Genomic DNA, 12,062 nt, shown 5'->3' with positions numbered 1-12,062 from the left:
CGCGAGGCAGAGCGCGCCGTGCCGCAGGCTCCGCGTCCGGCCGCTGCCGACGCCTTCCAGCCGCAGAGCACGCTGTTCCGCCAGCCGCAGGAGCCCGCTCCGGTCGCCGCCAGGGCTCCGGCGCCCGCGCCGCGCCCCGTGCAGCCCGCACCGGCACCGGTCCGCGAGGTTCAGCCGCAGGCGAGCGCCCCGCGCATGCCGCGCGTCGAGGATTTCCCGCCGGTGGTGAAGGCCGAGATCGAATCGAATGCGCATCCGCAGCACGAGCAGGAGGACCGCGGTCCGATGGGGCTGATCAAGCGCCTGACGCACGGCCTCTCGCGCCGCGACGGCGATCAGGGCTACGCCGAGCAGCCGCGCGAGCCGAAGCTGCGCCAGGCCGCGCCGCAGCCGCGCCGCATGCCGGAGAGCGAGGCGCAGCTTTACGCGCCGCGCCAGGGCCAGCTCGACGAGCACGGCCGGCTCACCACGCAACCGCGCGCCGTGCAGGACGACGACCATCTGGAGATCCCGGCCTTCCTGCGCCGGCAGGCGAACTAGCATCGGTCCGAAAATCGATATCGATTTTCGGAAAGTGCGATGCGCGGATTCAAGGACTCACAGCGTCCTTTGTGCGTCCGAATCGACGCAGGGCGCTGTCGAGATAACGTTTGGTAACCGGATGTTTCAGGGGAGGCGCAAGGCGCCTCCCTTTTCTTTAAGGAACAGTAAATAAATCAGCTATTTATAGGAAAATTACAGAAAGCGAATTGCGTAACATGGGGTAAAAAAGCGTGATTTGGAGTCTTCCCGGCGCGACACTATCTTTCGTCACGGATAAAAGGCGGGGCGTGGGACGCATTTGGGGGTGTCGTCCTAAATAACCTTCGAAAGGCGCGTGCGCATAGTAGGCGTGTGCTGCAGGTATTAGACGAGCTGACGGGGATCCATTTTGCTCGAGTATCAGACGACACTGAAATCGCGCTGCTCGCTGTCCGGTATCGGCGTTCATAGCGGCAAGCCCGTTTCCATCCATTTCTCTCCCGCCGAACCCGACACCGGCGTGGTGTTCCAGCGCATCGACGAGGCCGGCACGGGCCGCGTGATCCGCGCGCTGGTCTCCGAGGTTGCGCAGACCGATTTGTGCACCGCCCTCGGCGATGTGAGCGGCGAACACGTGGCGACGGTGGAACACCTGATGGCGGCGCTGATCGCCATGGGGATCGACAATGTGGCGATCGAGATCGACGGCGCTGAAGTGCCGGTTCTCGACGGCAGCGCCATCGGCTTCGTCGAGGCCTTCGAGCAGGCCGGCACAGTGGCCCTGCCGGTCAAGCGCCGCTACATTCGCGTGATTAAGCCGATCCGCATCGACAATGGCAGTTCATGGGCGGAGTTCCGGCCGCATGACCGCACGCGCTTCGAGATCGAGATCGACTTTGATTCGCCGGCGATCGGCCGCCAGTCGCTTGCTTTCGATTTGAATGGCGAGACGTTCCGCAACGAGATCGCGCGGGCGCGCACCTTTGGCTTCATCAAGGATGTCGAGCGCCTGTGGGCTGCCGGCTTCGCGCTCGGCTCCTCGCTGGAGAACTCGCTGGTGATCGGCGAGGACCACCGTGTCATCAACACGGGCGGCCTGCGCTACCCCGACGAGTTCGTGCGCCACAAGATGCTCGATGCCGTCGGCGACCTGGCCCTTGCAGGGGCGCGCTTCATCGGCTGTTTCCGCTCCTTCCGCGGCGGGCATCGTCTTAACGCGGCCGCGCTTCGTCATCTTCTGACGGATCGGTCCGCCTACGAGATCGTCGAGACCACGCGCCGCGAGCAGGGTCGCCGGGCCGAGATGGTGGCGGTCAACGCTCCCGTCTACGCGCCGTGGACGATCTGAGTCCGTTCAGGCGTCTCTTTCCGGTTTAGCGGCAAAGTCGCATTCGCACGCCACAAAATTGCACCATTGCGCGGCAATAGCGTTGCCGCATGGCAGCCATATGCTCTATGACTGCGTTCCAATATCGGTTTCCGAGATGCGAGAGGCGAAATGCGTTCAACCAATGTTGCCGGCATGACCAGAACGGGCAGGGCGGCTCTACTGACGGTGTGCGCCCTTGGCGCATCGCTTCTGCTTTCGGCCTGCAACACGGAGAAGGATCTGGACCTGTCGACCTATGTCGAGCAGACCGATCCCGCCGACGTGCTCTACAATCAGGGCCTTGCCAACATGAATTCCGGGCGCCTCAAGGAGGCCAGCGCGAAGTTCGAGGCGATCGACCGCCAGCATCCCTATTCCGAATTCGCCCGCAAGGCGATGATCATGAACACCTTCGCCAACTACCGCCAGGCGAAGTACGAGGAAGCCATCAACAGCGGCAAGCGCTATGTGTCGCTCTATCCGACCTCGGATGAGGCCGCCTATGCGCAGTATCTGGTCGGCCTCAGCTATTTCCGCCAGATCCGCGACGTGACGCAGGACCAGCGCGAGGCACGCCGCACGCTGGAGGCGATGGAAGAAGTCGTCCAGCGCTGGCCCGAGTCCGAATATGTCGAGGACGCCCAGGCGAAGATCCGCTTCGCCAACGACCAGCTGGCCGGCAAGGAGATGCAGATCGGCCGCTACTATCTGGAGCGCCGCGAATATGTGGCCGCCGTCCGCCGCTTTCGCGGGGTGGTCGAAGAATATCCCAACACGCGTCACGTTGAGGAGGCGCTCGCTCGCCTGACCGAGGCCTATTACGCGATGGGGCTCGTTTCGGAGGCGCAGACCGCCGCCGCCGTTCTCGGGCACAATTTCCCCGACAGCCAGTGGTACAAGGATTCCTACGCACTGCTGCAATCGGGCGGCCTCGAGCCGCGCGAGAACGCGGGCTCCTGGATATCCAGGGCCGGATCGGCAATCCTGGGCGGCTAGTTACCCTCCAATGCTCTCCCATCTGTCGATCCGCGATATCGTCCTGATTGAACGCCTCGACATGGATTTCTCGAGCGGTCTCTCCGTGCTGACCGGCGAGACGGGCGCGGGCAAGTCGATCCTGCTCGATTCGCTTTCGCTGGCGCTCGGCGGGCGGGGCGATGCCTCGCTGGTGCGCCACGGCGCCGACCAGGGCCAGGTGATCGCCGTCTTCGATTTGCCGGCATCCCACCCGGTGCGCGACCTGCTTGCCGACAACGCCATCGACGATGAAGGCGATATAATCCTCAGGCGCGTGCAGAGCGCCGACGGCCGGACCCGCGTCTTCATCAACGACCAGCCGTCGAGCGTGGCATTGATGCGGCAGGTGGGCCGCACGCTGGTCGAGATCCACGGCCAGCATGACGAGCGTGCCCTGGTCGATGCCACCGTCCATCGGGATCTGCTCGACGCCTTCGGCGGGCATGGCGAGGCGGTGGCGCGCGTGCGTCTGGCCTGGCGCGACCTTCGCCACGCCGAGCAGGAATATGTGCGGCACAAGGCGCGCGTCGAGGCGGCGGCGCGCGAGGCCGATTTCCTGCGCGCCTCGGTGGACGAACTTTCCAAGCTCGATCCGCGCCCCGACGAGGAGGCGGTCCTTGCCGAGGAGCGTGCCGGGATGATGCGGGCCGAGAAGATCGCCTCCGACATCGCCGATGCGCAGGAGATCCTGTCGGGCCATTCGTCGCCGGTGCCGCAGCTGTCCAGCCTGCTGCGCCGCCTGCAGCGCAAGGCGCAGGATGCGCCGGGCCTTCTCGACGGCATCATCGAGCCGCTCGACGCCGCGCTGCTTTCCCTCGACGCCGCGCAATCGGCGGTGGACGAGGCGATGCGCGCCACGGAATTCGACCCGCAGCGGCTGGAGCAGGCAGAGGAGCGGCTGTTCGCGCTGCGCGCGGCCGCCCGCAAGCATAATGTGCAGGTGGACGATCTGGCCGGCCTCTGCGCCCGGATGGTCGGCGACCTCGACGAACTCGATGCCGGCGAGGAGCGCCTGGCGCTCCTGCAGGAGCAGGCGGCGATGGCGGTCAAGACCTATGATGCGGCGGCGGCGGAGCTGTCGCAGATGCGCCGCGAGACGGCGGCGGGTCTGAGCGCGGCCGTGATGGCCGAGCTGCCGGCGCTCAAGCTGGAACGGGCCGAGTTCATCGTCGAGATCGCCGCCGAGGCGGAGGACCGCAGCGAGGAGGGCATCGACCGCGTCGAGTTCTGGGTGCGCACCAATCCCGGCACGCGTCCGGGCCCGATGATGAAGGTTGCCTCCGGTGGCGAGCTGTCGCGCTTCCTCCTTGCCCTGAAGGTGGTCCTGGCGGATCGCGGCTCGGCCCCGACACTCGTGTTCGACGAGATCGACACGGGCGTGGGCGGTGCGGTGGCGGATGCCATCGGCCAGCGGCTGGCGCGCCTTGCCGACCGGATCCAGGTGCTGTCGGTGACCCACGCTCCTCAGGTGGCCGCGCGGGCCGGGACCCATTATCTGATCGCCAAGAGCGGTGGCTCCGATCGCGTGTCGACCGGCGTCTCGGTGATGGACCACGGCGCCCGCCAGGAGGAGATCGCCCGCATGCTCGCCGGCGCGACGGTGACGGACGAGGCGCGTGCCGCCGCCCAGCGGCTTCTGCAGAGCAGCCCGGCAGCGTCCTGAACACCGGGCTCGTCGCGGGCAGCGCCCATGACTGCACCATGTGTCAGCAGGCGGGGCGGATGGCGAAAACCGGGTTCCCACTTTTGCCTGACGATGCTTTACACTAGGCGAGGTTCCACAGTCGGATTCGTCGCCTATGCCTGCCGCCAAGCCCCCCGTTGAAACCCTGACGGAAGCCCAAGCCAGCGAAGAGCTGGCCTGGCTTGCCAAAGAGATCGGGGAGCATGACAGGCGGTACTTCGAGGAAGACCAGCCGGCCATCTCGGATGCCGACTATGACGCGCTGCGCCGACGCAATCTGGCCATCGAGCAGCGGTTTCCGCAGCTGGTGCGCGAGGATTCGCCGTCACGCCGGGTCGGGGCGCCCGTTTCGGAGCGGTTCGAGAAGGTGCGGCACAAGGTGCCGATGCTGTCGCTCGACAACGCGTTTTCCGATGAAGACGTGGTGGATTTCGTGGCGCGGATCCGGCGCTACCTGAAGCTCGATCCGGACGCGCCCGTGGTGATGACCGCCGAACCGAAGATCGACGGCCTGTCGCTTTCCCTGCGCTATGAGCAGGGGCGGCTCGTCTCCGCGGCGACGCGCGGCGACGGCCAGGAGGGCGAGAACGTCACCGCCAACGCTCGGGCGGTGGCCGACATACCGAACGTGCTTTCGGGCAATCCGCCGAGCGTGCTCGAGGTGCGCGGCGAGGTCTACATGACGCATGCCGATTTCCTGGCGCTCAACAAGCGCCAGGAGGCCGAGGGCAAGCAGACCTATGTGAACCCGCGCAACACGGCGGCCGGTTCGCTGCGCCAGCTCGATTCGTCGATCACCGCCGCACGGCCGCTGAAGTTTTTCGCCTATGCCTGGGGGGAGGTGTCGGAGATGCCGTCCGATACCCAGAGCGGCATGGTCGCCGCGTTCGAGCGTTACGGTTTTCACGTCAATCCCCTGACGGTGCGCTGCAGCAGCGCCGAGGAACTGCTTCGCCAGTACCACACGATCGAAGAAGCGCGGGCGGCGCTCGGCTACGACATCGACGGTGTGGTCTACAAGGTCGACGACCTGGCGCTGCAGCAGCGGCTGGGCTTCGTTTCACGCAGCCCGCGCTGGGCCATCGCGCATAAATTCCCGGCCGAGAAGGCGACGACCATCCTGCGCGGCATCGACATCCAGGTCGGCCGCACCGGCGCCCTCACGCCGGTCGCCCGCCTGAAGCCGGTCACCGTCGGCGGCGTGGTGGTCACCAACGCGACGCTGCATAACGCCGAGGAGATCGAGCGGCTGGGCGTGATGATCGGCGACACCGTGACCGTGCAGCGGGCCGGCGACGTCATTCCGCAGATTCTCGGCGTGATCGCCGAGAAGCGGCCGGCGGATGCGCAGGAATTCGTCTTCCCGACGGTCTGCCCCTGCGAGCTGCGGACGCCGGTGGTGCGCGAGGGGATCGGCACCGGCGGCGAAGGCGTCGTCCGCCGGTGCTCGGGCGAGTTCGCCTGCCCTTTCCAAAGGGTGGAGCACCTGCGCCACTTCGTGTCCCGCCGCGCTTTCGACATCGACGGGCTCGGCGACAAGCAGATCGAGTTCTTCTTCAACGATCCGGATCTGCCGGTCAGAAGCCCCGGCGACATCTTCACGCTCGCGCAGCGCGATGGCGAGAACATCAAGAAGCTGAAGGACAAGGAAGGCTGGGGCTCGGTCTCGGCGGCCAATCTCTTCGCGGCCATCGAAAACCGGCGCGAGATCGGCCTGGAGCGCATGATCTATGCCCTGGGCATCCGCCATGTGGGCGAACAGACGGCCAAGACGCTGGCGCGCGCCTATGGCTCGTGGAAGGACTTTCACGACGCGGCGGTCGCGGTGGCGGATGCGGACGCGCAGGCGCGCGAGGAGATGGACGCGCTGGACGACATCGGTGACGCGGTGATCGATTCCATCGCCCAGTATTTCGGCGAAGCGCACAATCGAGACCTGGTCGAGAATCTCGCTGGGCAGGTCGAGGTGATGGATGCGGAGCGTCCTGCCGGGGATTCACCGGTGGCGGGCATGACCATCGTCTTCACCGGCAGCCTCGAGCGGCTGTCCCGCGACGAGGCCAAGGCGATGGCCGAACGGCTCGGTGCCAAGGTGGCGGGCTCGGTTTCGAAAAAGACCGATCTGGTGGTGGCCGGCCCCGGCGCCGGCTCGAAGCTGAAGAAGGCGGCGGAGCTGGGGGTCGAGGTGATCGACGAGGACGCCTGGTTCGAGCGGGTGGGCGCCTGATCCTCCGCTGCCGGAGCGGCATCACCGGTATTGATGCTTGGCTCAAGGGAATTGACGCGACTGGTCAGTCTTCCTGCCATATCATGGCAGGCTCTGGAGGAATCATGACCACCGATATATTGACCGAGCGGTCCGGCCCGCGCGATTTCGCGCAGGGATTCAAGGACAGCCTGCCGATCGTCATTGCCGCGGCGCCGTTCGGCGTGCTTTTCGGCGCGCTGGCCGTGGACAACGGCTTCACCGTGTTCGAGGCCGTGCTGATGAGCGCGACCATCTTCGCTGGCGCCAGCCAGATGGTGGGCATCGATCTGTTCGGACAGAAGGTGGCGCCCTGGCTGATCGTCCTGTCGATCTTCGCGGTCAACTTCCGCCACGTGCTCTATTCGGCCACAACCGGCCGGCGCATCGCTCATTGGAATCCGTTGCAGCGCCTGTTCGGCTTCTTCATGCTTGTCGATCCGATCTTCGCCGAAGCCGAGCGGCGCGGCGAACGGATCGGGACGGTGACCTTCGGCTGGTATGCGGGCGCGGCGCTTCCCGTCTATGTGTTCTGGGTTGTCGAGGGATGGATCGGCGCCCTGTTCGGCAAGGTCATGCCGGAGCCCGAGCCGCTCGGCATCGATTTCCTGCTGCCGATCTATTTCCTCGGGCTCGTCATGGGGTTCCGCAAGCGGCCGTTCTGGCTGCCGGTGGTCGCCGTCAGCGCGCTGGCGTCGATCATCGCCTACCGGACGATCGGATCGCCCTGGCACGTTTCCATCGGAGCGGCGGCCGGCGTGCTTTTGGCGGCCGCCTTCGCACCGGCGGCACGGCAGGAAGGAGCGGACCGATGAGCACCACCGTCTGGGTCATCCTCGCCGGCGCCCTGATGACCTTTCTGACGCGCATTGGCGGTCATCTGGTCCTGTCGCGTTTCGAGCGCATCCATCCGCGCGTCGAGGCCGGGCTGAACGCCGTTCCGGCGGCGGTTCTGACGACGCTGGTGGCACCTGCCGCGATGAATGGCGGACCGGCCGAGATCGCCGCTCTTGCGACCGGCGTCGCGGTCTCCTGGATTGCCGGAGGCATGATGCCGATGTTCCTGACCTCGGCTGCCGTTCTCATTCTCCTGCGTCATCTGCTCGGCTGAAGGGTCAGCCGAGCGGCGACGTCGCCCGCTCGAGCCAGGCGTGGACTTCGCCGTCGACCATCGGGCCGATCTCCTCGAAGACGCGGGCGTGATAGGCGTCGAGCCAGGCGCGCTCGCCGGGTTCCAGAAGTGCGGTCTCGATCAGACGCCGGTCGAACGGCGCCAGTGTCAGGGTCTCGAAGCCGTGCATGTCGATCTCGCCGTCTCCGACCGGGGCCGCGGGCTCGACGACGATGAGGTTTTCCAGGCGAATGCCGTAGGCGCCGGGCTTGTAGTAGCCGGGTTCATTGGAAAGGATCATTCCCGGCTCCAGCTTCTGCGTACCGGTTCTGGCGATGCGCTGCGGCCCCTCATGCACCGACAGATAGGAACCGACGCCGTGGCCCGTGCCGTGGGCATAGTCGAGGCCCGCCTGCCAGAGGGCATGGCGGGCGAAGGGGTCGATGTCCATGCCGCGCGTGCCCGGCGGGAAGCGCAGGCGTGAAAGGGCGATCAGGCCTTTCAGGACCCGGGTGAAGCGGTCACGCATCTCGGCGCTCGGTGTGCCGATGATGACGGTTCGTGTGATGTCGGTGGTGCCGTCCTCGTATTGCGCACCCGAATCCACCAGATAGAGCTCGTCCTTGCCGAGGATGCGGCTGGTGCGGGTTGTGACACGGTAGTGGATGATCGCGCCGTTGGGACCGGCGCCGGAGATCGTGTCGAAGGAGATGTCGCGCAGCCGCATCTGTGTCTCCTGGCCGACCTCGGCGCGGCAGGCCTCCAGCTTGCGGGCGACGGCGATCTCGTCGAACGTGCCGGCCGGCTGCGCATCGAGCCAGCACAGGAAGCGCGTCATGGCGGCGCCGTCGCGGCGGTGGGCGGCGCGGGCGCCCTGCAGCTCGATCGTGTTCTTGATGGCGCGGGGCAGGCGGGCGGGATCGTCGAGGTCGACGATCTGCGCGCCCTCCCGGGCGGCCAGCCGGCGCAGCCGATCGGCGGCGAGGCCGGGATCGAGGCCGATGCGCATGCCGTCGCGGGCGAGGCCGGCCATCGTCTTCTCCAGGGCCGAAGGCGGCAGCAGCTCGGCGAGCTGCGTCAGATAGGCCTCGGTCTCACGGTCCAGCTTGCGCTTGTCGATGAAGAGGGTCGGGCGGCCGTGGGCGGGAACGAGCGCGAAGCCGAGCGCCAGGGGTGTGTGCGGAACGTCGTTGCCACGGATGTTGAAGGCCCAGGCGAGCGAGGACGGATCGGTCAGGACCGTCAGGTCGGCGCCGCCCTCGTGCACGGCGTCAGCCAACCGGGCGAGCTTGTCGAGCGCTGTTTCGCCCGCATAGTCCAGAGGTTGAATGCGGGTGGCGCCGAGCGGCGAGGCGGGCCGCTCGTGCCAGATGTCGTCGACCAGATTGCCGTCGACCGGAACCAGTTCCGCCCCGCTCCTGGCGACGGCCTTTTCCAGAGCGCGGACCTCGCCGATCGTGTGCAGCCACGGATCGAAGCCGATCCGGGCGCCCTTCGACAGGTTCTCGGCCATCCACTCCCGGGGCGGATTGTCGATAAGGCTCTCGATGGTGAAGAGGGACGGATCGGTCTGCTCCGCCGCCTGGAGCGTATAGCGTCCGTCGACGAAGAGGAGCGCGCGGTCGCGCAGGACGAGCGCCATGCCGGCCGACCCGGTGAAGCCGGTGAGCCAGGCCAGCCGCTCCGAGCAGGGCGCCACATACTCTCCCTGATGCTCGTCGGCGCGCGGGACGAGATAGCCGTCGAGGCCGGCGCGGTCGAAGGTTTCGCGGAGCTTTGCGATACGCGCGACCCCCTGTGCGGGATCGGCGGTGACATCGAAGGATTGGAACATGAAAACCTGCAGATTCATCCAAACAGCGCCGAACCTACAGCAACCGGCCGGCAAGCGGAATTGGCCGTGCTGGATTTTGCCCCGGAAGCGGATTCTGTGCGCTGCACCATTTGATGTTGCAATGCAAAATAAGATGGAAGCCATGCGCAAACAGCGCTGGTTGCAGGCAAGGGGCAGGCCTATCTTCTGGCCATGAGAGACGGACAGTCCGTCGCCGAACAAGGAGAGTTCAGATGGCACAGTTCGCCGGCAAGCGCGGCTTCTTCCGGAGCGCATTCGACGCCCTTATCGAGGCACGCCAGAGGCAGGTGAAGAGCTACGTCAACGGGGCATTGCTGATGCTCGATGACGAGACCCTGCGCGCCCACGGTTACACCCGCGACGAGCTGAAGCGCAGCCGCAGCGTCTCGCACATGTTCTGATCTGCGTTTATCGCAAGCGTTCCCTAAACGAACAGCCCCGGAAGCCGGTGACGGTTTCCGGGGCTGTTCGTTTGTGGCCCGTCGATGAAGCGGCCGCGCTGCTATCAGCGCTTCATCTGGATCGTCACCCAGCCCTCGCGCGCTTCGGTGCGCATATGGCGAAACCCCTGGTTTTGGTAGGCGGCGATGACGGCCCGGCGTTGCCGCTCCAGGATGCCCGAGAGAATCAGGGTGCCGCCGGGCGAAAGGTGCCGCGCCATGTCGGGTGCAAGGCCCATCAGGGGACGCGCCAGGATGTTGGCGACGATGAGGTCGAACGGCCTTTTTTCCGCGAATATGCGGTGGTGGAAGCCCGGCGCCGTGTGCGTCTCGACGAGGCTGCCGACGCCGTTGAGCCGAACGTTTTCCGCGGCGACCCGGGTGGCGACGGGATCGATGTCGGTGGCCAGGACCGGAATGCGTGCCATTGCAGCGATGGCGATGGCGAGCACGGCGCTGCCCGCGCCGAGATCCAGCGCCGTGCGGGGCCTTTCGCGTTTCAACACGTCCGAGATCGCCTTCAGGCAGCCGGCCGTCGTGCCGTGATGGCCGGTTCCGAAGGCCAGGCCCGCCTCGATCTCGATGGCGACGTCGCCGATGCGGCGCAGAGGCCTGTCATGGCTGCCATGAACGAGAAGGCGGCCGACCCGCACCGGGGTCAGCCCCTCGAGCGAATGGGCGACCCAATCGATATCCGGAACCGCCTCCTCGACGATCTCGGGCTCACGGGGCAGGCTGGCAAGCGCCTCGCGCATCTCTCCGGCCACCTGCTCGACATTCCCGTCGACATAGACGGAGACCTCGAAGCGGCCGTTTTCCTCGTCCGCCTCGAACAGGCTGATCGGCAGGCCCTCCTCGTCGAAACGGGCGTCCAGCAGCTTGAAGATCGCTTGCGCCTCGTCACGCGAGGCATTCAGGTAAAGACGTGTCTGGCCCATGGGTCCTTGCCGTCAGGCTTCCTTGGCCAGGCGTTTCAGCTTGGCGATGGCTGTGTCGCGATTCTCTTCATAGGCGATGGTGCCGAAGAAGTCGCCGGAACTGTCGAGCAGAAGCACCGAGGCCGTGTGGTCCATCGTGTAGTCGCCATTCTCCAGTTCCACCTTGCGCATGTAAATGGAGAAGCCCTTCGCCATCGCCGCGATCTGCTCGGGCGTGCCGGTGATGCCGGTGATCCTGTCGGAGAAGTTGCCCAGATAGGCTTTCATCACCTCCGGCGTATCGCGCTCGGGATCGACGGAAACGAAATAGGCCTCGATGTCCGCGCCTTCCTCGCCAAGCTCATCCAGCCAGCCGTCGAGTTCGAACAGCGTGGTCGGGCAGACTTCCGGACAATGGGTGAAGCCGAAGAAGACGACACGCGGCCCGCCCTTGAACGCGGCCTCGGTGATCTTCTGGCCGTCCTGGTCGACCAGTTCGAAGGGGACGCCGAATGCCTTGCGTGTGTTCTGCTGCTGGTACCATTGGAAAGTCAGGAAGCCGATTCCCGCTGCCATGACCGCGAGGATGCCGACGAGGATGGTTCGCATCATTGGAAAACACCTGAAGAAAGATGGAGCGGAAAGCGGTTAGAAGCACCAGGAAAGGCCCGATTGAGCCATGGCAAGGAAGATCCCGCCGCCATGCTCGATCCACATGGCAAAGGCCCAGCCGCTTAGAGCGGCGGCAAGCAGCGCTGCCAGGCCTGCCGTGATCCATCGGGTCGCATGCTGGGGTTGCTCTAGTCTCATGACTTACAATAGCGCAGATCGGCCCGAAGGCGCAAAGCAGCATCTTGTCGCAAGCCTGAAAATGGCGACGTCTCGTGTGTGTGGGGGGGGGG

General features: G+C 66.0%; 11 protein-coding genes and 1 pseudogene. 8 read left to right on the top strand and 4 right to left on the bottom strand.

The genetic code is table 11. The annotated features are described in order from the left end of the window. The 7 genes and pseudogenes from NUU27_RS23290 to NUU27_RS23260 all read left to right on the top strand — a co-directional run. Positions 1 to 540 (top strand): annotated as a pseudogene (locus NUU27_RS23290) (cell division protein FtsZ); the annotation flags it as partial. Between the two features lie 391 nt (positions 541 to 931). Beyond that, complete coding sequence (lpxC, locus tag NUU27_RS23285; RefSeq protein WP_257764688.1) at positions 932 to 1,870, top strand: UDP-3-O-acyl-N-acetylglucosamine deacetylase; 939 nt, start codon at positions 932 to 934, stop codon at positions 1,868 to 1,870. 150 nt (positions 1,871 to 2,020) lie between these two features. Then, positions 2,021 to 2,887 carry an outer membrane protein assembly factor BamD gene (locus NUU27_RS23280; protein WP_374568013.1) on the top strand — a complete coding sequence of 289 codons (867 nt, stop codon included), beginning with the start codon at positions 2,021 to 2,023 and terminating at the stop codon, positions 2,885 to 2,887. Positions 2,888 to 2,897: 10 nt separating this feature from the next. Continuing rightward, entirely contained in the window at positions 2,898 to 4,571 is a 1,674-nt protein-coding gene (gene recN / locus NUU27_RS23275) for a DNA repair protein RecN (protein WP_257764687.1), read from the top strand. Positions 4,572 to 4,707: 136 nt separating this feature from the next. Further along, positions 4,708 to 6,819 (top strand): NAD-dependent DNA ligase LigA, encoded by a 2,112-nt coding sequence (ligA, locus tag NUU27_RS23270; protein WP_257764686.1) that lies wholly within the window; start codon positions 4,708 to 4,710, stop codon positions 6,817 to 6,819. A 104-nt stretch (positions 6,820 to 6,923) separates the two neighbouring features. Beyond that, positions 6,924 to 7,652, top strand: coding sequence for an AzlC family ABC transporter permease (locus NUU27_RS23265; protein ID WP_257764685.1), 729 nt, complete (start codon positions 6,924 to 6,926; stop codon positions 7,650 to 7,652). After that, positions 7,649 to 7,948, top strand: a complete 300-nt coding sequence (locus tag NUU27_RS23260) for an AzlD family protein (protein WP_257764684.1) — start codon at positions 7,649 to 7,651, stop codon at positions 7,946 to 7,948. Before NUU27_RS23265 ends, NUU27_RS23260 begins: the two co-directional genes overlap by 4 nt. A 4-nt stretch (positions 7,949 to 7,952) precedes the next feature. Here NUU27_RS23260 and NUU27_RS23255 read toward each other — a convergent pair whose 3' ends face one another. Then, positions 7,953 to 9,782, bottom strand: coding sequence for an aminopeptidase P family protein (locus NUU27_RS23255; protein WP_257764689.1), 1,830 nt, complete (start codon positions 9,780 to 9,782; stop codon positions 7,953 to 7,955). Between the two features lie 233 nt (positions 9,783 to 10,015). On the opposite strand from NUU27_RS23255, the gene NUU27_RS23250 reads away from it, so the two are divergent. Beyond that, positions 10,016 to 10,204, top strand: a complete 189-nt coding sequence (locus NUU27_RS23250; protein ID WP_257764683.1) for a hypothetical protein — start codon at positions 10,016 to 10,018, stop codon at positions 10,202 to 10,204. Between the two features lie 104 nt (positions 10,205 to 10,308). Here NUU27_RS23250 and NUU27_RS23245 read toward each other — a convergent pair whose 3' ends face one another. The 3 genes from NUU27_RS23245 to NUU27_RS23235 are packed head-to-tail and all read right to left on the bottom strand — an operon-like array spanning position 10,309 to position 11,970. Continuing rightward, entirely contained in the window at positions 10,309 to 11,181 is an 873-nt protein-coding gene (locus tag NUU27_RS23245) for a 50S ribosomal protein L11 methyltransferase (protein ID WP_257764682.1), read from the bottom strand. Positions 11,182 to 11,193: 12 nt separating this feature from the next. Continuing rightward, entirely contained in the window at positions 11,194 to 11,772 is a 579-nt protein-coding gene (locus tag NUU27_RS23240) for an SCO family protein (protein WP_257764681.1), read from the bottom strand. Between the two features lie 36 nt (positions 11,773 to 11,808). Next, entirely contained in the window at positions 11,809 to 11,970 is a 162-nt protein-coding gene (locus tag NUU27_RS23235) for a hypothetical protein (RefSeq protein ID WP_257764680.1), read from the bottom strand. Positions 11,971 to 12,062 lie beyond the last annotated feature (92 nt).

Source organism: Nitratireductor sp. ZSWI3, assembly GCF_024655565.1.
Taxonomy (GTDB): Bacteria; Pseudomonadota; Alphaproteobacteria; order Rhizobiales; family Rhizobiaceae; genus Nitratireductor.
The sequence above is the reverse complement of the archived record's forward strand: the minus strand, read 5'-3'. Positions and strand labels throughout refer to the sequence as shown.

What these genes read in the sequence shown, in the direction of transcription:
- NUU27_RS23280 (WP_374568013.1), top strand. Translation starts at nt 2,021, where the DNA reads ATGCGTTCAACCAATGTTGCCGGCATGACCAGAACGGGCAGGGCGGCT.
- recN (WP_257764687.1), top strand. Translation starts at nt 2,898, where the DNA reads ATGCTCTCCCATCTGTCGATCCGCGATATCGTCCTGATTGAACGCCTC.
- ligA (WP_257764686.1), top strand. Translation starts at nt 4,708, where the DNA reads ATGCCTGCCGCCAAGCCCCCCGTTGAAACCCTGACGGAAGCCCAAGCC.
- NUU27_RS23265 (WP_257764685.1), top strand. Translation starts at nt 6,924, where the DNA reads ATGACCACCGATATATTGACCGAGCGGTCCGGCCCGCGCGATTTCGCG.
- NUU27_RS23260 (WP_257764684.1), top strand. Translation starts at nt 7,649, where the DNA reads ATGAGCACCACCGTCTGGGTCATCCTCGCCGGCGCCCTGATGACCTTT.
- NUU27_RS23255 (WP_257764689.1), bottom strand. Translation starts at nt 9,782, where the DNA reads ATGTTCCAATCCTTCGATGTCACCGCCGATCCCGCACAGGGGGTCGCG.
- NUU27_RS23250 (WP_257764683.1), top strand. Translation starts at nt 10,016, where the DNA reads ATGGCACAGTTCGCCGGCAAGCGCGGCTTCTTCCGGAGCGCATTCGAC.
- NUU27_RS23245 (WP_257764682.1), bottom strand. Translation starts at nt 11,181, where the DNA reads ATGGGCCAGACACGTCTTTACCTGAATGCCTCGCGTGACGAGGCGCAA.
- NUU27_RS23240 (WP_257764681.1), bottom strand. Translation starts at nt 11,772, where the DNA reads ATGATGCGAACCATCCTCGTCGGCATCCTCGCGGTCATGGCAGCGGGA.
- NUU27_RS23235 (WP_257764680.1), bottom strand. Translation starts at nt 11,970, where the DNA reads ATGAGACTAGAGCAACCCCAGCATGCGACCCGATGGATCACGGCAGGC.